The sequence below is a fragment of the Loktanella fryxellensis genome (genome assembly GCF_900110065.1).
GTDB lineage: Bacteria > Pseudomonadota > Alphaproteobacteria > Rhodobacterales > Rhodobacteraceae > Loktanella > Loktanella fryxellensis.
Map to the genome: position 1 here is coordinate 47,846 of NZ_FOCI01000017.1, position 19,298 is coordinate 67,143.

General features: G+C 68.4%; 19 protein-coding genes. 7 read left to right on the plus strand and 12 right to left on the minus strand.

What is annotated here, in order from left to right:
- Window positions 1–25 precede the first annotated feature (25 nt).
- Both BMX16_RS12700 and BMX16_RS12705 read left to right on the plus strand, forming a co-directional pair.
- Entirely contained in the window at window positions 26–910 is an 885-nt protein-coding gene (locus BMX16_RS12700) for a DMT family transporter (RefSeq protein WP_089904175.1), read from the plus strand.
- Window positions 911–993: 83 nt separating this feature from the next.
- Window positions 994–1,578, plus strand: a complete 585-nt coding sequence (locus BMX16_RS12705; protein WP_089904178.1) for a YceI family protein — start codon at window positions 994–996, stop codon at window positions 1,576–1,578.
- A 33-nt stretch (window positions 1,579–1,611) separates the two neighbouring features.
- Here the strand turns inward: BMX16_RS12705 and BMX16_RS12710 are convergent, their stop codons facing one another.
- From BMX16_RS12710 to BMX16_RS12735, 6 genes are read right to left on the minus strand one after another with little or no spacing between them, the layout of a single operon-like run.
- The gene (locus BMX16_RS12710) at window positions 1,612–2,460 is read right to left on the minus strand and encodes a carbohydrate ABC transporter permease (RefSeq protein ID WP_245731529.1); all 849 of its coding nucleotides are present in this window, start codon (window positions 2,458–2,460) and stop codon (window positions 1,612–1,614) included.
- An 11-nt stretch (window positions 2,461–2,471) separates the two neighbouring features.
- Window positions 2,472–3,431 (minus strand): carbohydrate ABC transporter permease, encoded by a 960-nt coding sequence (locus BMX16_RS12715; RefSeq protein WP_218139881.1) that lies wholly within the window; start codon window positions 3,429–3,431, stop codon window positions 2,472–2,474.
- 40 nt (window positions 3,432–3,471) lie between these two features.
- Window positions 3,472–4,761 carry an extracellular solute-binding protein gene (locus BMX16_RS12720; protein WP_089904187.1) on the minus strand — a complete coding sequence of 430 codons (1,290 nt, stop codon included), beginning with the start codon at window positions 4,759–4,761 and terminating at the stop codon, window positions 3,472–3,474.
- 20 nt (window positions 4,762–4,781) lie between these two features.
- Entirely contained in the window at window positions 4,782–6,347 is a 1,566-nt protein-coding gene (locus tag BMX16_RS12725) for an LTA synthase family protein (RefSeq protein ID WP_089904190.1), read from the minus strand.
- A complete protein-coding gene (locus tag BMX16_RS12730; protein ID WP_245731531.1) occupies window positions 6,344–7,315 on the minus strand; it encodes a lysylphosphatidylglycerol synthase domain-containing protein in 972 nt (323 codons plus the stop codon). The genes BMX16_RS12725 and BMX16_RS12730 overlap by 4 nt, the downstream gene beginning before the upstream one ends.
- Window positions 7,312–8,028 carry a CDP-alcohol phosphatidyltransferase family protein gene (locus tag BMX16_RS12735; RefSeq protein WP_245731533.1) on the minus strand — a complete coding sequence of 239 codons (717 nt, stop codon included), beginning with the start codon at window positions 8,026–8,028 and terminating at the stop codon, window positions 7,312–7,314. Before BMX16_RS12735 ends, BMX16_RS12730 begins: the two co-directional genes overlap by 4 nt.
- A gap of 529 nt (window positions 8,029–8,557) precedes the next feature.
- Here BMX16_RS12735 and BMX16_RS12740 point away from each other — a divergent pair.
- Window positions 8,558–9,544: a TerC family protein gene (locus BMX16_RS12740; RefSeq protein WP_089904193.1), complete on the plus strand. Its 987-nt coding sequence runs from the start codon at window positions 8,558–8,560 to the stop codon at window positions 9,542–9,544.
- Window positions 9,545–9,611: 67 nt separating this feature from the next.
- On the opposite strand, the gene BMX16_RS12745 is transcribed toward BMX16_RS12740, so the two are convergent.
- From BMX16_RS12745 to BMX16_RS12760, 4 genes are all read right to left on the minus strand, one after another.
- Window positions 9,612–10,151, minus strand: coding sequence for a DUF2076 domain-containing protein (locus tag BMX16_RS12745; protein WP_089904196.1), 540 nt, complete (start codon window positions 10,149–10,151; stop codon window positions 9,612–9,614).
- A gap of 80 nt (window positions 10,152–10,231) precedes the next feature.
- Window positions 10,232–11,542 carry a sensor histidine kinase gene (locus BMX16_RS12750; RefSeq protein ID WP_089904198.1) on the minus strand — a complete coding sequence of 437 codons (1,311 nt, stop codon included), beginning with the start codon at window positions 11,540–11,542 and terminating at the stop codon, window positions 10,232–10,234.
- Window positions 11,539–12,204 (minus strand): response regulator transcription factor, encoded by a 666-nt coding sequence (locus BMX16_RS12755; protein ID WP_089904201.1) that lies wholly within the window; start codon window positions 12,202–12,204, stop codon window positions 11,539–11,541. The genes BMX16_RS12750 and BMX16_RS12755 overlap by 4 nt, the downstream gene beginning before the upstream one ends.
- Window positions 12,201–12,539: a hypothetical protein gene (locus BMX16_RS12760; protein WP_089904203.1), complete on the minus strand. Its 339-nt coding sequence runs from the start codon at window positions 12,537–12,539 to the stop codon at window positions 12,201–12,203. Before BMX16_RS12760 ends, BMX16_RS12755 begins: the two co-directional genes overlap by 4 nt.
- A gap of 162 nt (window positions 12,540–12,701) precedes the next feature.
- On the opposite strand from BMX16_RS12760, the gene BMX16_RS12765 reads away from it, so the two are divergent.
- The 3 genes from BMX16_RS12765 to mprF all read left to right on the plus strand — a co-directional run bounded on the left by BMX16_RS12765 (window position 12,702) and on the right by mprF (window position 16,954).
- Entirely contained in the window at window positions 12,702–13,691 is a 990-nt protein-coding gene (locus BMX16_RS12765; RefSeq protein ID WP_089904206.1) for a hypothetical protein, read from the plus strand.
- 107 nt (window positions 13,692–13,798) lie between these two features.
- Window positions 13,799–14,137, plus strand: a complete 339-nt coding sequence (locus BMX16_RS12770; protein WP_089904208.1) for a hypothetical protein — start codon at window positions 13,799–13,801, stop codon at window positions 14,135–14,137.
- Between the two features lie 180 nt (window positions 14,138–14,317).
- The gene (mprF, locus tag BMX16_RS12775) at window positions 14,318–16,954 is read left to right on the plus strand and encodes a bifunctional lysylphosphatidylglycerol flippase/synthetase MprF (protein ID WP_089904211.1); all 2,637 of its coding nucleotides are present in this window, start codon (window positions 14,318–14,320) and stop codon (window positions 16,952–16,954) included.
- A gap of 3 nt (window positions 16,955–16,957) precedes the next feature.
- Here the strand turns inward: mprF and BMX16_RS12780 are convergent, their stop codons facing one another.
- Both BMX16_RS12780 and BMX16_RS12785 read right to left on the minus strand, forming a co-directional pair.
- Window positions 16,958–17,740, minus strand: coding sequence for a 3-hydroxybutyrate dehydrogenase (locus BMX16_RS12780; protein WP_089904213.1), 783 nt, complete (start codon window positions 17,738–17,740; stop codon window positions 16,958–16,960).
- 35 nt (window positions 17,741–17,775) lie between these two features.
- Window positions 17,776–18,642 carry an NAD(P)-dependent oxidoreductase gene (locus BMX16_RS12785; RefSeq protein WP_089904215.1) on the minus strand — a complete coding sequence of 289 codons (867 nt, stop codon included), beginning with the start codon at window positions 18,640–18,642 and terminating at the stop codon, window positions 17,776–17,778.
- A gap of 411 nt (window positions 18,643–19,053) precedes the next feature.
- Between BMX16_RS12785 and BMX16_RS12790 the strand changes: the two genes are divergently transcribed.
- On the plus strand, window positions 19,054–19,298 hold a 245-nt coding region (locus BMX16_RS12790), incomplete at its 3' end, for a transposase (RefSeq protein WP_245731535.1).

The window sequence follows — 19,298 nt, forward strand, 5'->3', positions numbered from 1 at the left end:
TCTGCACCGATCCGGAACATGCCTCATGACCACCCTCGCCGCCCCGCGCCCCCATCCGCTGCTGTGGCCCCTGATGGCCGCAGCTCTCGTGCTGGGGTGGAGTTCGGGGTTCGTCGGCATCCGCTATGCCAGTCAGGATGCGGGCGTCGCGCTGCTGCTGTTCTGGCGGACGCTGTTGTCGGGACTGATCCTGCTGCCCTTTGCCCTGCTGATCGGGCCGCGGTTGCGCTGGCGCGGGGTGCGGGATCAGGCGCTGTTCGGTGTGGCGTCGGTGTTTTTGTATCTGGGCGGTTTCGCCCTCGCCATCGGGCAGCGGGTGCCGACCGGCCTCGTGGCACTGATCGCCGACCTGCTGCCGCTGGCGATGGTCGTCTTGGCGCAGCCGGTACTGGGCGAAAGGTTGCGCCCCCGACAGTGGCTGGGCACCGGGATCGCCGTGGCGGGGGTGCTGATCGTGACGGCGGACAGCCTGAGCGTCGGGTCGGCCCCACTGTGGGCCTATGCCCTGACCGTGGGGTCGATGGCGGTCTTTGCGGCGGCCAGCGTGGTGTTCCGTGCCCGGCGCACCGATCCGATGCCGGTGCATCAGGCGCTGTGCATCCACACGCTGACCGGGGCGGTGCTGTTCGGCCTGTGCGCGGCCACGCAGGGATCGCTGATGCCGCCGCTGACCCGGACGTTCGGCATCGGGATGGTGTGGCTGATCGGGCTCGGCACGTTCCTCGCCTACGGCGTCTATTACGGTGCCTTGCGGGTCTGGCCTGTGGCGCGGGTCAGCGCCGCGATCTATCTGTGCCCGCCGGTGACGATGGTCTGGGCCTGGGCCCTGTTCTCAGAGCCGCTGACCTGGGCGATGGCGGTGGGCGTGGCGGTCACGCTGGTTGGCGTCTGGCTGTGCGTCAGGGATTAGCAGCGGGACTGCGTCGCTGCGCCGATGGGACTGCGCGCCGCGACGCGCTATGTATGCGTCCAGTCACATAGAGGAGCACCGTCATGCACATCATCCCCGCCGCCGCCGCCTGCCTCGCTCTCGCCACCGCCGCCCATGCGGCCCCGGCCACCTTTGAGCTTGACCCCACCCACACCACCGTCGCCTTCCTTGTCGACCACGTCGGCTATGCGGCGACCCTCGGCCTCTTTGCTACCGTCGAAGGCAGCTTCGTCTATGACACCGAAACGCAGGCGCTGTCGGACGTGCGCGTCACTGTCAGCACCGACAGCGTCAACACGCTGAACGAGGCCCGCGACGAACACGTCCGCTCCGCCGATTTCCTGTCGGTCGCGGCGCATCCCGAGATGGTCTTCACCGCCAGCGAAGGCACGCCGACGGACGCCACCAGCGGCACCGTCACCGGCACGCTGACCCTGCTGGGGCAGGCACAGCCCCTGACCCTGGACGTGACCCTGAACAAGGCGGAAGCCTATCCCTTCGGCCATGGCCGCTTCACCCTCGGCCTCAGCGTGCGCGGCAGCCTCGACCGCAGCGCCTATGGCATGACCTATGGCGTGGCGGACGGTCTGGTCGGCGATACCGTCACGCTGATGATCGAGACGGAAGCGATGCAGATGACCGAATGACGATGGCTGTGGCGGGCGGACCTGCGCCCGCCGCTACCCCTTGACCGCGCCCACCACGAGGGCGCTGACGATCATCCGCTGCAGCGCCACGAAGACCGCCACGGCGGGCAGCACCGCGACGATGCAGGCCGCCGCCAGCACCTGCGTCGTCGACGCACTGGTGGAGCCTGCGAAGTTGAAGATGGCCACCGAGATCGGCCAGTCGCCGTCGCGTTCCAGCAGGATGAACGGGATCAGGAACTGCGACCAGTTCGTCACCATCGCGAGGATGAAAGCCGATGCGATGCCCGGTCGCGCCAGCGGCAGCGTGATGCGCAGCAGCGTCGTCAGGCGTGACGCCCCGTCGATCGCCGCAGCCTCCTCCAGATCCTTGGGGATCGCGTCGAAGGTCACCTTCAGCAGCCAGACTGCCAGCGGCATGCCCAGCGCGCCGTAGACCGCGATCACCGACAGGTCGCGGTTCAACAGATCCAACGCCACCATCCAGCGATACAGCGGCACGAGGATCACGAGCGGCGAGATCATCTGCACCGCGAGGATGCCCACGAGGATCGCGTTCTTGCCTTTGAAGTCCAGCCTTGATGCCGCATAGGCCGCCGGGATCGCCAGCAATACCGCAAGCGTGGCGCCCGCCGCCGACAGCTTCAGCCCGTTCCACAGGTAGGTCAGGAACGCCGGATCGGACAGGATCAGGGCGAAGTTGTCCAGCGTCGGCGCCTGCGGGATGAACCGCGCGGCGCCCAGATAGACCTCGGCGGGCGTGCGCACGGCGAGGCTGAGCAGCCACGCGAAGGGCAGCGCAAAGAACACGCCGAGCACACCGAGCAGCAGATAGGTCGCCACGTCGCCCCACCGGTCGCCCGTCATGCGGAGGCGTGACATCCGAAGACCGCTCATGCCGCCGCCCTCTCTCGGCCCATGCCGCGCAGGACCACCAGCGCCAGCACCATGCTGATGCCGAACAAGAGCAGCGCCAGCACGCTGCCCCCCGCGAGGTCGAGGTTGTAGAACACGGTGTTGAAGGTGAAGAGCGCCAGCACCTCTGTCGCTCGGCCCGGACCGCCCCCCGTAAGGGCGAGGATGCTGTCGAAGGTGTTCAGCGTCTGCACCGCGATCAGGATGGTGTTCACCGCGATCAACCGCCGCAACAGCGGCAGCGTGATGTAACGGAACGTCTGCCACGGCGTCGCGGCGTCCAGTTCCGCCACCTCATAGAGCACCGGATCGATACCCTTGCGGCCCGCATAGAACACGATCATCGAAAACGCCGTGCCCTGCCACAGGTTCGCGATCATGGCGGACACCATCGCCATCTGCGGGTCCGACAGCCACGCCACCGGACCGATGCCGACCGAACCCAGCAGGCTGTTCAGCGTGCCGTAGGGTGCCTCGTCGAACAGCATCCCCCAGACCAGACCGTTGGCGATGCCCGGCACGACCCAGGCCGCCAGCACCAGCGTGCGGAACGCCGCCATGCCGGGCAAGCCGCGATCCTCGCCCCGGATGATGACCAGCGCGATCGCCAGCCCCATCAGTTGCAGGGCTGCGACGGTGATGCCGGTGAACACTGCCGTGGTCCCCAGCACCGACAGCAGCGCAGGGTCGGTCAGCGTGCCGCGCACCGCATCGGTGGTGACGCGCGTGGCGGGGGCCAGCAGGCTGGCATCGCTGAACGCCAGCCGGAACACGTCCAGCACGGGGATCGCATAGAACAGCGCCAGAACCGCGACCGCTGGGACCAGCCACGGCAACGGGTGGCCGTCGGCGGGGGCCGGGCCGCGGCTGTGGCGGGCGGGCGATGCGGCGGTCACGCGCGCACCGCCGACCACGCGACCACGGGGCGAGACGCGCACGCCCCGCCCGGTGTCGCCACGGACCCGATCCCGTCCGCCGTCACTGGCGGGCGTAGGCCGCCTGCACGGCGGCGTCGGCGGTCTCCAGCGCCTCCTCCGGCGTGGCGGCACCGGACAGTACATCGCCGATCAGGATCTGGATCTGGTTCGAGATCTCGGGATAGATCGTGGCCCCCGGACGGGCCACGCCGTTCTGGAGCGCATCGGAGAACTGTGCATATTCCGGCCCGTCGTAGGTGTCGAACTGGTCATAGATCGCAGCCGACGTGGGCAGCAGACCTTGCGCCGCATTGCCCGCACCGGCGTAGATCTCCTTCACCATCTCGCCACACAGGCTCGCTTTTTCCGGATCGTCGGACAGGGCCGCGATGGACCAGCCACCGGTGCCCGTCGCGCGCATGTCCGCCGTGGGGCCGGGCAGTTCCGACACCTGCCAGTTGGCAAAGGTCGCCTCGTCCAGCGTGCCGCGCAGCTGGCCATATTGCCAGTTGCCGCCCACGAACATCGCAGCCGACCCTGCGGCGGCGGCGGCGTTGAAGGCGTCGTAGTCGGTGATCGAGGTGACGCGGGCGGGGGCCGCACCGCTGTCGACCAGATCCTGATAATAGGCGATGGCGCTCAGGAACTTTTCACGGTTCTCGCCTTGCGCGAACACCGGACGCCCCTCCGCATCGACCAGTTCGCCGCCCTGCGCCCAAAAGTTCGCCATCCAGTCGAAGGCGGTCCCTTCCCAGCGGCCACCGTTGAACAGGATGCCTTCGCGGCCCTGCTCGACGGCGGCGAGGGCTGCGTTCTGCACCTCCTCCCACGTCTGTGGGGCGTCGGGGACAACGGTCGTGTCGCGGTAGAGGACGCGCAGGTCCGTGAACCACCACCACGCCAGCACGTTGCCGTCCGCATCGGTCACGGCGTCGCGCACGAAGGGAAACAGGTCCGCCACCTCGTCGTCCGAAAACACCCCGTTCATCGGTTTCAGCACGCCCGCGTCGATGAAGGTCGCAAGCTGGCTGCTGTCGATCATCGCGCAGTCCGGGCCGCGACCGGCCTGCGATTGCTGCAACAGACGGGCCTGTTCCTGACCGATGCTGGCGGTCTGCAACTGCGTCTCGATCTTCCAGTCGGGGCGGGCCGCGATGAAATCGCTGAACAGCCCCTCGAACGTCTCTTTCGTCGCGGGGTCCGAGGAATAGAGGTCATAGGCGGTCAGGCTGAAGGTCAGCGTGTTGGGCGCGTCCGCGAGCCCCACGCGGTTGCGCGCGATCAGCTCTTGCGCGGCCCCCAGCGATGGCAGGGCCGCGATGGCGGCGGTGGTCAGCAGAATGGCTCTCATGGGGGTCTTCTCCTTGGGGGTCAGTCGGTGAGGGGTTGCTCGTAGATCGTGGTCAGCAGGCCGCGCATGGCGTCCATCGGCAGCACCGGTGCGTCGGCGGAAGGCACCATGCCGGGGGCAAAGGCGTCGGCGGGCAACCGGTCCAGCAGGCGCGGATCGGTGGCGATGATGTGCACGGGCACGTCGGGTGGGGCATCCTGCCCGGCCAGCAGGGCGGCGGGTTGATGGTCGCCCAGCACGACGAACAGGGCGTCGTTGCCGCTCCGGGCGATGTATTGCCCCATCACTTCCAGCGCGTAATCCAGCGACAGGGCATACTGCTGCCGGATGCGGACGGGATCGGACCAGACCGCGCGGGGCGTGTCGCCGAACCGCTGCGTGCCGTCAAAGATCGCGCCGTCGCCCACATCCTCCCACGGCACGATAAAGGGCAGCGGCGTCCACGGTGCGTGGGACGTGATGAGGGCGACCTCGATCATCGCAGGCTTCCCGGTCTGGCGCAGTTTCATGTCCAGCGCCGACCATGTGTATTGGTCCGGCATCGTCACCCACTCGAACGGCTGTCCGCGATAATCCAGCCCCGCCGCATCCAGCGTCGTGTCATAGCCATACCACGCCGCCTCCGGCCAATGAAGCGTTATGGCGGGCATCGCCGCCCCGGTGGTCCAGCCAGCCGCCCCGAATAGGCGGTTGAGCGAGGCACGGTTCGACAGCATCAGGCGGTCATAGCGGATCTGGCTGTCCACCCACAAACCCGACAGCAGGGTGCCATGGCTCAGCCAGCTTTGCCCGCCACGGGTGGGGGCCGCCAGCCAGCCGCTGTGCACGGACCAGCCCGCATCGCTCAGACGGTCCTGCACGGCGGACAGGCGCGGCGCGGACAGGGCCGCGAACTCCGGGTCGTCGATGAACGACCGGCCATAGGATTCGACAAAGGCCACGATCACGTCGCGGCCCTGCAGCGCGGCGAAGGTGGGGGCGGGCACTGGATCCTCCGGCAGGGCGGCGGTAAAGACCGCGAGGCTCGCCACGCCGGTCTGGATGCGGTCGATCTGCTGCACGACAAGCGGCGTGGCCCACATGGACCGCAGGCCGGGTGTCACCGCCACCACCCCGGCAACCGCCAGCGGCAGGGCGACGGCGATAGCGCGCCCGCGCAGGCCGAACTCGCCCAGCCGGCCGAGGCTGACCCACAGCAGGACCGCCACCAGCGCGAGCACCGTCACGGCACCGCCGACCGCCAGTGCCGCCACAGGCAATCCCACGCTGGCCGACAGCAGCGCCCAGCCCGACACGAGCATGTGCAGATCGAGCAGCGGGTTGAACGCGCGGCTGAACGCCAGTTGCGTCCCCAGATCCGCCAGCTTCAACGCCTTCAACGCGACGACCGCCATCACGACCAGCGCACGCACCGCGCGCCATGGTGCCACCACCAGCAGGCCCACGATCAGCGCCACCTCCCACACCGGGGTCAGCCAGCGGGACAGGGTCAGGCCCGCGGGGTGCGATGGCAGCACCAGCAGAACCTGCAACAGCAGCACGCCGAAGGCGGCGAAGACCACCGATTGCAGGCGGCGCGCCATCATGTGTGGACCGCCTTGGGATGCGGATGGCGCAGGTCGGCGTCCGGTGCCACGGTGGCGGTCGGTCCCGCGCCGCCTTGCCGTCTGCGCCGCAGCAGCAACGGCACGGCGGGCAGTACGGCCAGCATGATGACGATGCCGAACACGATTCCCGCCGCGATACCCGCATCCGCCGCAAGGCCGGCGACCGGGAACAGCACCGCCGCCGCCCCCTCGCGCCAGCCCCACCCGGCAACGGACAGCGGGACCAGCATCGCCGTCAGGATCAGCGGCACCAGCACCAGCGCCGCCTGTGGGTGAAGCACCGTACCAGTCGCCGCAGCGGCACAGGCAAAGCCTGCGACGTTGAGCGCAGCGGCGGCCAGTGACAGGACCAGATGCGCCGCGCGCTGCGGTGCGTCCGGCAGGCACCGGGCCAGCAGCAGCGCCACCGGCCCCCCGCGCAGCCAAAGCGCCGCGATCACCGCCACAGCCCCTGCCGCGGCCCCGACGACCAGCAGGCCCCGCGCCAGTGCGGGCGGCCAGTCCAGCACGCCAGGCGCCACCAGCGCCCAGAGCAGACCGCACAGACCGACAAGCAGCAGGCCCGCCTGCCCCAGCGCCCGCTCGATCACCACCGCCTGCGTGGCCGCGCGCAATCCCGCGCGTCCGCCGGACGAGCGGACGACGCGCGCGCCGTCGCCCACGACGCCGCCCGGCAGGCTGACATTGACGATCTGGGCGATGAAGTATTCGCGCACCGCATGACCGAACCCCAGGGTCAGGCCCAACTGCCCCGCCACCAGCCGCCACCGCTGCGCCATGATGACGGTCTGCACCAGCAGGCAGACGGTGCCGGCGGCGATCCAGACCGGGTCGGCCCGCGACAGCCGCGCGCGCAGGGCAGGATCGTTCAGCACCCACGCGAAAAGGGCGATCAGCACGGCGATGCCACCGGCGCGCAGCAGGCCCTTGGCGACCCCGCCCCTCACCGGCGCGCCGCCAGCCAGCGGATGTCGCGGACGAACGACCAGACCAGCAGCACGGACGCCGTCACAGCGAGGGGCCGCGCAAATCCATCCGGCAGCACGGGCAGGGTCAGCACCGCGAGTGTGCCGATCTGGATCACGCAAACGGTCTTGCGGCGCAGGCTGGGATAAAGCGGGCTCGCCAGCCAGGGCCAGACGAGGCTGGCCGCGACATAGACATAACGTGTCAGCCCGAGGATCAGGATCTCGGGCCCGACGCGCCCTTCGGCCATCAGCAGCGCGGCCAGCACGGCAGCGAGGGCCGCGTCCGTCTCCATGTCGAAGCGGGCACCGAAGTCGGAGGAGAGCCCGGCGCGCCGCGCCAGCCAGCCATCGACGCCGTCCAGCGACAGCGCCAGCACCGCCAGCGCGAAGATCGCCCAGACGGTCCCCGTCTCCATCGGACCTGCAACGCCCACCCCTGCCGCCAGCACCGCCACCAGCGCCAGCCGCAGCATCGTGACCAGATTGCAGGCGCCCGCATGGCCATGCGGATAGGCCGTGGCCATGCCCCACACGACGATCGCCACACCCGCCATGTGCACGGCGAACGCGATGGGCCATCCCGACGGAAAGATTAGCCCGTCAAGGGCCATGACCACGGGCAGCAGCAGCAGCCCAAACAGGCCAAGCCGCCACGCCGGATCCGGCAGCCATACCGCCATGGTCGATCGCATCCGTGCGGTCATATGGTGGGACTGCCTGTCACGGGCAGCACGGGTTCGGCGCATCGGCCAACGGCACGGTGCCCGCGGTCAGCGGCAAGGCGCCGTGTGCAAACTGTGGTCATCGCGCGGCCTCCTGCTGTCTGATCGCCCGTAGGTACGGGTCACGCCTCGTCATCGTCTCGTCACATACCTGTGCGGGTTAGGGCTCCGCAACGCCACGGCAATGCGTGATGGACGACATCGATGCAACAAGGCCGCCCCGCAGGGCGACGCGATGACGCACCACGCCGACGGCGCAGGTAAGGCCACGGACCCAAGGGCGGATTCAGGCCCGCCCGCCCCTTGACGCAGCAGACCGGGCTTCCGATGTACCGATTGCGGCCCGGGCCCCTCTGACGATGGAATAAACCATCGTGATGTCGGATCGCATCGCCTGTGTGCGATGGTTTGCCCGGACGCCCCCCCCCGCCAGTCCCGACGAGTCCGCGCGCGCATCCGTTTTCACGGCGCCACCTGCGCCCAACCGGGTCTGATACCAATGGAAATCCTGCTCTACCTGTTCCTCGGCAAGCCACTGTGGATGTGGCTGGTCTTCGTCGTCATCGTCGTGGCCCTCCTCGTCTTCGACCTTGGCGTCCTGCACAAGGACAACCACGAAATCGAAGTCGGCGAGAGCCTGAAGCTTTCGGCCATGTACATCACCCTCGGCGTGGCCTTCTCCGGCTTTGTCTGGTGGCAGATGGGCGGTGAGGCCACGGCGCAATACCTGACCGCGTTCGTGGTGGAAAAGACGCTGGCGCTGGACAACATCTTCGTCATCGCGCTGATCTTCGGCTTTTTTGCGATTCCGCGCGAATACCAGCACCGGGTGCTGTTCTGGGGCATCCTCGGCGTGATCGTGCTGCGCGGCATCATGATCGGTTTCGGTGCGACCATCGTCGCCCGCTACGACTGGGTGCTGTATATCTTCGCCGTGTTCCTGATCTTTACCGGCATCAAGATGCTTCTGGCCAAGGAAGGCGCGACCGATCTGAGCCAGAACATGTTCATCAGGTTCCTGCGTCGCCGCATGAACGTGACGGACACCGTCGAAGGCGATGCCTTCTTCGTCAAAAAGCCCGATCCGGCGACCGGAAAGCTGGTCAATTTCGCGACCCCGCTGTTCCTCGCGCTGATCGTGATCGAGTTCGCGGATCTGGTGTTCGCCGTGGATTCCGTGCCGGCCGTGTTCACGATCACCACCGACCCCTATCTGGTCTATACGTCCAACATCTTTGCGATCCTCGGGTTGCGGGCGCTCTATTTCGCGCTGGCTGCCGTGCTGCACCGCTTCGCCTATCTCAAATATGCACTGTCGCTGCTGCTGGTCTTCATCGGCTCCAAGGTCTTCATCGCCGCCGGGCTGGGCTGGGAGAAGTTTCCCCCGATGTGGTCGCTCGGGATCACCTTCGCCATCCTTGGCGCGGGCATCGGGTTTTCGCTGTGGAAGACGGCGCGAGAGCCGAAGCCCGTCGAGCTGCACTGATCAGCGCCCGCCGGTGTGAGACAAGACCGCCCGCACCTGATGGTGCGGGCGGTCTGCATTCGGGTGGTTATTCGAACCCGCCGTCAAAGCCGCCATCGTCGAAGCCACCTTCGTCGAAGCCCGGCTCCTCACCGGACCCTTCGTCCATTCCGGCAGCCTCGGCGGAACCGGCGAACATGCCGCCGATCGCCTGCCCCAGAAGCACGCCGCCTGCGACACCCATCGCCGTCTGCGCGGCCCCCGCAAGGAACCCGCCACCGCCGCCCGCGCGCGCACCGCCCCACGGACCGGGACGCGGGGCGGTCTGCTGCGGTTGCGGTGCTGCCGGGCGGGGTGCCGCTTGTTGACCGCCGCCGAACAGCCCGCCGAACAGGCCACTGGATTGCGGTTGCGTCTGCGGCGTCCGTTGCAGCCGGTCCTGCGCCGCGTTCAGCGCCTGTTCCTGCATGATGACGGTCTGCGCCAGGACATAGGCCGCACCCGGTGTCGCTGCGATGCGGTCGGCGATCAGGGCCTCCGCCTCCGGGTCGCGGGCGGACTGGGTCTGGGCGGTCTGTGCGACCTTGTCGAACAGGCCCTCGATGGCGATGCGGTCGTTGTGGTCCATGACGGGTGCTCCTGCAGAAATTGGCTGTGATGCGGTGCAACGCACAAGGGGGGCTGCGGTTGCCAACGTGTTGCAGGCTGTCAGTCCTGCGGGACCGCCCGCGGCAGGCGCACGTCGACGCGCAACCCGCCCGCTGCACTTTGCGCGAAGGCGATCTCGCCCGCGTTCAACCCCACGAGGTCGGTGACGATCCCAAGGCCGAGGCCGCTGCCAGCGACACCCTCGTCCAGCCGCCCGCCGCGTTGCAACGCGTGCGGCAGGTGGGCGGCCCCGATGCCGGGGCCGTCGTCTGCGATGGTGACGACCAGCGCCGCACCGTCCGCCACCGCCGTCAGATCGACCGCGGACCGCGCCCATTGCACCGCGTTCTCGCACAGGTTGCCGATGATCTCCTCCAGATCCTCGCGCTCGCCCGCGAAATCCAGCATCTCGTCCACGTCGAGGCGCAAAGCCACGCCGCGCGCGCGGGCCGCGCCGCGTAGGACCATGGCGATATCCTCGGCCACGTCGAGGACGGGGGTCCGCGCACCAAGGATCTGCGCCGCCCCCGCACCGCGCGCACGGCGCAGGTGATAGCGGATCAACCGGTCCATGCGGGTGGCCAGCCGCGCCGCATCGCTGGCGGCGGGCGCGTCGTTCAGCAGTGCTGCCAGCGGCGTCTTCAGCGCGTGGGCGAGGTTGCCGACGTGTTCGCGCGCGCGGGTCATCACGGCGCGGTTCTGGTCCAGCAGGCTGTTGATCTCGTCCACCGGCGCATCCACCTCGCTCAGCCCCCGGCGCGGCAGGCGTTCGCTGCGCCCTGCGCGGATTGCGGCGATGCCGGCACCGATGTGGCGGAACCCCGACAGCGCCATCAGGCCGAGTGCTGCCGCGAGTGCGACCAAGCCCACCCCCAGCGCCACCAGCGCGGTCAGCAGGGGCGCACGCACGCGGGCCTGCGCCGCCGCGACCTCGGTCATCGGGGCCGTGACGACGATGGCGATGGGGTCGTCCCAGCCGGGAATCGTCACGCTGCGGTCACGCACCACCAGTGCGGCACCGTCGGGCCCGCTGCGATAGGGCGCTGGCAGCGTGTCGAGGAACAGGGATTCCGACACAAGCGGTGCGGCGTCCGGCGTCGTGATCTGCCAGAACCATCCCGACAGCGGTCGGCTGAAACGCGGATCGACCGGCAGCGCCGCCAGCGCCAATCCGTCGCCCCCCACCCCCAGCCCCAGCCCCGCCAGCAGTGCGTCCGATGTCGCGTCGAGCTCCGCCGCCACCCGCGCCACGACGAAGCGGTCCAGCACCGCGCCGATGGTCATCCATGCCGCCAGCAGCGCCACGCCGATCCCGATGGCCGACACCGCGACGATCCGGCTCAGCAGGCTGGCAGGGCCAAGGCGCCTCATGCCGCGTCGGCGACCAGACGGTAACCGGTGCCGCGTTCGGTCACGATGCGGTCAGCGCCCAGCTTGCGCCGCAGCCGCCCGATGATGACCTCGAGCGATCGGAAATCCCGGTCCTCCATGCTGCCATAGAGGTTGTCGGACATTTCGGTCCGGGTCACGACTCGGCCAAGGTTGTGCATCAGCAGCGTCAGCAGGCGGTGCTCGAACGCGGTCAGGCGCAAGGCGGCCCCGTCCAGCGTCACGAGGCCGGTCTGCGTATCCATCACCAGCGGTCCCGCCGCGATGGTGGGCGTCGCATGGCCCGCCACGCGCCGCAGGATGGTCTGGATGCGCAACACGACCTTCTCTGTCCGGACGGGTTTCACGACGTAGTCGTCGGCGCCCGCGCGAAAGCCCGCGATCTTGTCGGTCCAGTCGCCGCGCGCGGTCAGGATCACCACGGGCAGCGTCAGCCCCGCGCTGCGCCAACTCGTCAGGATCTCCAATCCCGTCATGCCGGGCAGGCCAAGGTCCACGACGGCGGCGGCATAGGTCTCGGTCGCGCCCATGAATTCGCCTTGCGTGCCGTCGGCCGCGCTTTCCACGATGAAGCCCGCATCCTGCAGCGCCTGCGTCAACTGCTCGCGCAGGCGGGCGTTGTCCTCGATCACCAAGACCTTCACGGCAAGATCCGGGCGCGGGTCTGGCCGGCGCCGTCGACCAGCAGGAACATCCCCGTCGATGCATCCAGCCGGATCGTCAGGCGGTTGTCGAAGACGGTCAGATAGTCGGCTTCGTAGACCAGCCGCGCGCCAAGTGCCGCCTCCGGCGGACGTGGCGCATCCAGGCGGATCGCCAGCAGGCGACCGCGATAGCGCGCGGCGATGGCCTCGGCGATCTGCGCAAGCTCAAGCGGGGCTGCCTGTGCGGCGGGCACGCCGGGGCGTGCAGCATCCTGCTGTGCCGCCAGCGGCTGGGCGGCAAGAACGAGGGCGAGGGTCAGGGCTGCATGTCTCATGGTTCCTTGATGACATATCGCACCGCAACGAAACCTCAACGGATCGTTGCGGCTTCGTTTGGGTGGGGCGCGGTAGACCTGCCTCATCGCCGCAAGAGGCGTCGGTGCGGATGCACCGCAAACCATGGGGCCACCGCCCCGGACACTGAAAGAGGAAACGACATGACACCCAAGTCCCTGATGACAGGTCTGACCGCCATCGCGCTGCTGACGCTGCCCGTCGCCGCCTTCGCCGCACTGGCGGAACTGACCGGCACCGTGACCGACCGCTTCGACGACCGCATCGTGATCGAGACGACGACGGGCCGCATCCTGGTCGAGGTCGACAGTGACGCCGGCACCGCTGCGATGGGCGACCGCGTCACGGTGAATGGCGATCTGCAGGGCCAGACCCTGCGCGATGCGACCGTCACGGTCGATGCGCAGGCAGCCCCTGCACCCGCCCAGGCCACACGCCCGGCGCCTGAGGCCGCGCAGGCCCCCGCCGCCGCAACGCCCCCCGCACCGCGGGTCTTCGCAGACGCGCCGTCGCAGGCCGCCGGTGCGGCGCCCATCGCCCTGCCGCCCCTGCTGGCCGGACTGGGCCTGACCGATGTGCGCGACGCGACGGAGGATGACGGCGCGCGAGAAATCCGCGCCCTGCTGCCCGATGGTGCACGCTTCGAGGTAGATTACGACCGGTCGGGCGAGATCAAGGAGATGAAGACCGAACCGCGCGCGGTCCTGCCCCAGCCGCTGCTGGATGCGGTCCTGTCAGGGCCGGTGCGCGACCGGATCGCGACCTTCGACGTGGACCGCATCCACGAGGTCGAGGTCGAGGACGACGGTCGCGTTGAGATCAAGGGTGCCGCAGGCGGGGCCCGCGTCGAGATCGAGGTCGCGGCCAACGGCGATCTGGTCAGCTTCGAGCGGGACGAGGGCAACCGCCGCGATGCACGCGGCGACGACCGCCGGGGACCGGGCGGCGATGACGGCTTCGCCCTGCCCCGCCCCGAGATCGAGCGGATCGCCAGCGAAGCAGGCTACACCGACATCGAACGGATCGAGACGCGCGGCCGGCACGCCGAGGTCTGGGCCACGAACGCCGATGCCGAACCTGTGCGCATCCGCATCGACATGTCCGGCGACGTGACCCGCGAAGAGCGGCGCTGAACATTGGCCAGTGGCGGCCCCTGCCCCGGGGCCGCCCTTCCGTCCGCACCGGGGCGCAGCCATGACGGTTGCACCGGTTTCCCACAATCCAGCCGAAAGACCATGACATGAGCTTCACCGACGACGCCGGCACCCCCGGCCCGGACCTGACCCAACGCATCGCGCTGCTGGAACAGCAGTTCGCCACCCTGCGCCACGACCACGCCGCCGCTGCCGCCCGCGCGGCGCAGCAGGACACCGAGAACGCGCATGACGCAGAGCATTGCGACCCTGCCGACCGCATGGGCCGCCGCGACCGGCGCAGCGCCCGCGACCGGTTCGCCGCCACGACCCGCGCCAGCGGCCTGCCCACATGGGCGATGATCCTGCTGGCGGTGCTGGCGGCCTATGGGGCGATCCAGTTGCTGGATGGTCTGCACCTGTTCCGGCACATCGACCTGTTCTAGGGGAATGCGCCACGACCGGGCCGGAATGCGGCGGGGCGCAGGCCGTGGCCGCCCGGCCCGCCACGACCGCCGGCATCACACCCGGTTTTCACGGACCCGGCGCGCCCTGCGTGCCGCACCTCCGCAGGCTTGACCACGGACGCCGCATCCCGCATCACCGGGATCAGTCCGGAGTGTCCGATGCCACAGCCCCCTGCCCGCACCGATCCGCAGCGCGACGCTGCGATCCGGGCCAGCGCCGACCCGCAGCCCGGTCTGCTCGCGCGCGTGCTGGACTGGCCCGGTTGGCGGGTGGTGATCCCGCTTGCCATCATGCTGATCGCCCTGGTGGTGCTGCGCGACCTGAGCGCCACGATCCAGCCGGGCGACCTGAAGCGCGATCTGGACGGCTACGGCTGGGACCGCATTGTGCTGTCAGTCAGCGCCATGGTGATTTCCTACGTGGCACTGGCACTCTATGATCCGATCATCCTGCGCAGCCTGAACGCACCGGCCATGCCTGCCAGCGTTCCGATCCTGACGGGCATCAGTTCGATGGCGATCTCAAACCTGCTGGGCTTCTCGTGGCTGACGGGCGGCGCCGTCCGCTATCGCATCTATGCGGCCTTCGGGGTGGACATCGGGATCGTGGCAGGCCTGATCGCCACCTCGTGGCTGGCGTTCTTCCTCGGGCTCATGGCGCTGCTGGGCGGGCTGTTCCTGCTGCATCCCGCAGGTCTCAGCGGGATGGTGCGCCTGCCCGCCGGGTTCGAGACGCTGGTCGGCGCGACGATCCTTGCCACGGTGGCGGCGCTGCTGATCTGGACCGCGCGCGGCCCGCGCCGGCTGGTGCTGGGTCCGGTCGCCGTCACCCTGCCCGCAGCCCGGCAGATGCTGGTGCTGATGGGCATTGCCCTGATCGACCTGACCGCCACGGCGCTGACGCTCTATGTGCTGTTGCCGGAAGATCTGGCGCAGAACTTCGTGCTGTTTTTCGTCGTGTTTATCGGGGCGCTGGGGCTGGGCGTCCTCAGCCACGCCCCCGGCGGCATCGGTGTGTTCGAGGCGGCGATGATCGCTGGCCTCGGCGGCACGGGGCGGTCCGACCTGCTGGTGGCGCTGCTGTTCTACCGGGTGATCTACACCGTGCTGCCCTTTGCCGTCGCCGTGGTGGGTCTTGCCATCGCATGGGCGCTGTCCAACCGCGACAGGGCCGGAGCGCTCCACCGGACCGTGATGCAGGCGACGCGCCCGATCGTGCCGGTGCTGGCCGCCGCCGTCGCCCTGCTGTCGGGTGCGGCCCTGTTGCTGCGCGGCGACCTGCCGGTGGATGCCACCGATGCCGCCGGCGTGCCGCTGGGCCTGCTGGAGGCGTCGCATTTGATGTCCAGCGTCGCGGGCGTGCTGCTGCTCATCGTGGCGCGCGGCCTCTATCGCCGCATGGCGCGGGCATGGGCCATCGCGATGGGGCTGCTCGCTGTGGCGCTGGTGCTGTCTGTGCTGCGGGGCGCGGGGTTCGGCTATGACGCGGCCCTCGTGCTGGCGCTGGCGGTGCTGTGGACGTTCCGGTCCGCGTTCTACCGCGTCGGCCTCGGGTCTGCGCTGCAGCTGAACGTCCGCTGGCTGGTCAGCGTCGCCCTGCTAGTGGCGGGGACCACGTGGATCGGTTTCTTCGCCTATCGCAACGTCGCCTATTCCGACGACCTGTGGTGGCAGTTCGCCATCAGCGGCGATGCCCCCCGGTTCCTGCGCGCCACGCTGGCCGTCGTCGTCGTGCTGGTCGCGGTAGCGCTGAATGCCCTGATCAGCCGGTCCACCACCCGGCTGCTGCCCGAACCCGTCCCCGACGTGGTGCGCCGCCTGACGCTGGCCAGCCCGGACCCCGACGCGGGTCTGGCCCTGACCGGCGACAAGCGGTTCCTGATCGACCCCGCAGAGCGCGCCTACATCGCCTATGCGGACACCGGGCGCAGCCTGATCGCGCGGGGCGATCCCGTCGGCGACCCGGCGGAAGGAGAGGCGCTGATCTGGGCGTTCCGCGACATGGCCGACCGCATGGGGCGGCGCTGTGCCTTCTATGCGGTGCAGACCGCGTGGCTGCCGACCTACATCGACCTCGGCCTGTCGGTCGTCAAGATCGGAGAGATCGCCCGCGTGCCGCTTGCGGACTTCTCGCTCGACGGGGCCAGGCGCAAGGACTGGCGACACGCAAAGGCACGGGCAATGCGCGACGGCTACGGCTTTGCCCTGATCCCCGCCGCCGAGTTGCCTGCGCATCTGGACGCCCTGCGCGCCGTGTCTGACACGTGGCTCGCGCACAAGGCGGGGTCTGAGAAGGCGTTCTCCATCGGGGCCTTCGATCCCGACTACCTGCGAAACTTCGACCATGCGGTGCTGCGTCACACGGAAACGGGGCGTATCGCGGCATTTGCCACCCTGCTGCGCGGCGGTGACGGGGTATGCTGCGGCATCGACCTGATGCGCTACGACCCCGCCACGACGCCCGCCGCCATGGACGCGCTGTTCGCGGAAATGCTGCTCTGGGCTAAGGGCACGGGCTATGCGTGGTTCACGCTCGGGGCCGCACCGCTCGCGGGGCTGGAGAACCGGCGCGGCGCGCCCGTGTGGCACCGGGTCGGCGGGTTCATCTATGCCCACGGCGAGCGGTTCTACAATTTTGAAGGGCTGCGCAGCTTCAAGCAGAAGTTCGATCCCGCATGGACACCCAACTACCTCGTCAGTCCCGGACGGCTCGACGCCGCCCGGACGCTGGTCGAGGTCAATGCCCTGATTTCCGGCGGCTTGCCCGGCGTGATCCGCCGGGCGCGCGACCGGTAGGGGTCAGCTCATGTGCCAGCCGTGGCTGGCGATGATCGACTGGCCCGTCAGCGCGTTGGTCGGGAACGCGCCAAGGAACCATGCAAGGTCAGCGATGTCCTTGATCGTGGTGAATTCCTGATCCACGGTGCCGCCCAGCATGACGCGGTTGACGACCTCCTCCTCGGATATCCCCAGATCACGCGCCTGTTCGGGGATCTGCTTCTCCACCAGCGGCGTCTTGACGAAACCCGGGCAGATGACGTGGCTGCGCACGCCCTTCGGGCCGCCTTCCTTGGCCAGCGTCCGGCACAGGCCCAGCAGGCCGTGCTTGGCGGTGACGTAGGCCGACTTCAGCGGCGACGCCTCCTTGGAATGGACGGAGCCCATGTAGATCACGGTGCCGCTGCCCTGGGCATACATGTGCGGCAGGCAGGCCTTGGTCGTCAGGAACGCGCCGTCGAGGTGGATCGCCAGCAGCTTCTTCCATTCCGCATAGGGAAAATCCTCGATCCGGTGGACAATCTGGATGCCGGCGTTGCTGACCAGCACGTCGACCCGGCCGAATGCCGCGACCGTCTGCGCCACGCCCGCATTCACCGCATCCTCGTCGGTCACGTCCATCTCGACCGCGATGGCGCGACCCGGCCCCTTGGCACACAACGCGTCCGCGGCGGTCTGCGCCGCCTCCAGCTTCAGGTCTGCGATGGCGACGTGGGCGCCGTCGGTGATGTAGCGTTCAGCGATCGCGCGCCCGATGCCGCTGGCCGCACCGGTGACGATGCAGACCTTGTCCTTCATGTTCATATGGTGTCCTTTCCTGCTGGCCGCACAGTGCGCGGTCAACCCAGCGCCTGCAACCGTTTCAGCAGGGCCGAGGTGTCCCACCGCCCGCCGCCCATCCGTTGCACGTCCTTGTAGAACTGGTCCACCAGCGCCGTCACCGGCAGGCTGGCCCCGTGCGCGTCTGCGGCGGCAAGGCAGATGCCCAGATCCTTGCGCATCCAGTCCACCGCAAAGCCGTGGTCATAGTGGTCGTCCAGCATCGTGGCGTGGCGGTTGTTCATCTGCCACGACCCTGCCGCGCCCTGAGAGATCACCTCGACCACCGCCTGTCCGTCGAGCCCCGCCTTCTGCGCGAAATGCAGCGCCTCTGACAGCCCCTGCACCAGCCCTGCTATGGCGATCTGGTTGCACATCTTGGTCATCTGGCCCGCGCCACTGGAGCCTATGCGGCGGCAGAGTTTCGCATAGGTCTGCATCACCGGTTCGGCCCGCTCAAAGGCGGCCTGATCGCCGCCGCACATGATAGAGAGCTGGCCGTTCACCGCCCCAGCCTGCCCGCCGCTGACGGGCGCATCGACGAAGTGCAGGTTCTTGTCCCGCGCGGCGGCATAGAGCTCTGCCGTCACCTGCGCGCTGACCGTGGTGTGATCGACGAAGATCGCGTCCGGGGACATGCCGGCGAAGGCCCCGTCCTCGCCCAGCGTGACGGAGCGCAGGTCGTCGTCGTTGCCCACGCAGGCCAGCACGATGTCGGCGTCTTTTGCGGCCTCGCGCGGGGTGGTTGCGGCGTGGCCATTGTGCTCTGCGGCCCAGGCCTCGGCCTTGGCCGCGGTGCGGTTATAGACGGTGACGGTGTACGTTTTGGCGAGATGCCCCGCCATGGGGTAGCCCATCGTGCCGAGGCCGAGGAATGCGAGTTTCATGTGGAGTCCTCCTGATTTGGAGGGGAGTGTGGCGGAAGCGGGCGGGAGGGGGAAGTGGGGGTGGTGAACTATAGTGGAGAGATAGGCTGAAATAAAAAATACTTCTTCTTATAAGTGATCAAAGATCTTCATAGTTTCCGCATCATTTGCAAGCTGTAATCGCCCTAATTCCTTGGCTGAGAAACTCGTAAACCGGTAACCGATATCTCTTCGCATTGCCACAAGAACAGCAGCAACCGACTTTATCATAAATGCTAGTGCGCGAGCCTGATCTGCTTTATCTGCGCCTGAAACACTAAACTCGATTAATGCATCTTTGAAGTCCAGATATGACTTAAGGAACGTCTGAAAAACCTCCCCCTTTCCGCATGATCTGGTAAACTTGGGCATCCCCTTCAAGGAGCCTTTCAGATGCCGAAGCAACCTGCATTTCCCGGCCTTCGTGATGCGATGAAGAAGAAGCAGACGCGGCGCGAGGTGTTCCTGTCCGAGATGAAGGCCGTGGTCCCCTGGGGTCGGTTGCTGGGGTTGATCGCACCCCATTATCCGAAAGCCGGACCGAAGGGCGGGCGCCCACCGATGCCGATTGAGACCATGCTGCGCGTTTACTTCCTCCAGAACTGGTATGCTCTGAGCGATCCGATGGCGGAGGAGAT

Bases quoted from the DNA above. Each gene is read 5' to 3' on its own strand.
- BMX16_RS12700 (WP_089904175.1), top strand. From the start codon at position 26: ATGACCACCCTCGCCGCCCCGCGCCCCCATCCGCTGCTGTGGCCCCTG.
- BMX16_RS12705 (WP_089904178.1), top strand. From the start codon at position 994: ATGCACATCATCCCCGCCGCCGCCGCCTGCCTCGCTCTCGCCACCGCC.
- BMX16_RS12710 (WP_245731529.1), bottom strand. From the start codon at position 2,460: ATGTCACGCCTCCGCATGACGGGCGACCGGTGGGGCGACGTGGCGACC.
- BMX16_RS12720 (WP_089904187.1), bottom strand. From the start codon at position 4,761: ATGAGAGCCATTCTGCTGACCACCGCCGCCATCGCGGCCCTGCCATCG.
- BMX16_RS12725 (WP_089904190.1), bottom strand. From the start codon at position 6,347: ATGATGGCGCGCCGCCTGCAATCGGTGGTCTTCGCCGCCTTCGGCGTG.
- BMX16_RS12735 (WP_245731533.1), bottom strand. From the start codon at position 8,028: ATGCGATCGACCATGGCGGTATGGCTGCCGGATCCGGCGTGGCGGCTT.
- BMX16_RS12740 (WP_089904193.1), top strand. From the start codon at position 8,558: ATGGAAATCCTGCTCTACCTGTTCCTCGGCAAGCCACTGTGGATGTGG.
- BMX16_RS12745 (WP_089904196.1), bottom strand. From the start codon at position 10,151: ATGGACCACAACGACCGCATCGCCATCGAGGGCCTGTTCGACAAGGTC.
- BMX16_RS12750 (WP_089904198.1), bottom strand. From the start codon at position 11,542: ATGAGGCGCCTTGGCCCTGCCAGCCTGCTGAGCCGGATCGTCGCGGTG.
- BMX16_RS12760 (WP_089904203.1), bottom strand. From the start codon at position 12,539: ATGAGACATGCAGCCCTGACCCTCGCCCTCGTTCTTGCCGCCCAGCCG.
- BMX16_RS12765 (WP_089904206.1), top strand. From the start codon at position 12,702: ATGACACCCAAGTCCCTGATGACAGGTCTGACCGCCATCGCGCTGCTG.
- BMX16_RS12770 (WP_089904208.1), top strand. From the start codon at position 13,799: ATGAGCTTCACCGACGACGCCGGCACCCCCGGCCCGGACCTGACCCAA.
- mprF (WP_089904211.1), top strand. From the start codon at position 14,318: ATGCCACAGCCCCCTGCCCGCACCGATCCGCAGCGCGACGCTGCGATC.
- BMX16_RS12780 (WP_089904213.1), bottom strand. From the start codon at position 17,740: ATGAACATGAAGGACAAGGTCTGCATCGTCACCGGTGCGGCCAGCGGC.
- BMX16_RS12785 (WP_089904215.1), bottom strand. From the start codon at position 18,642: ATGAAACTCGCATTCCTCGGCCTCGGCACGATGGGCTACCCCATGGCG.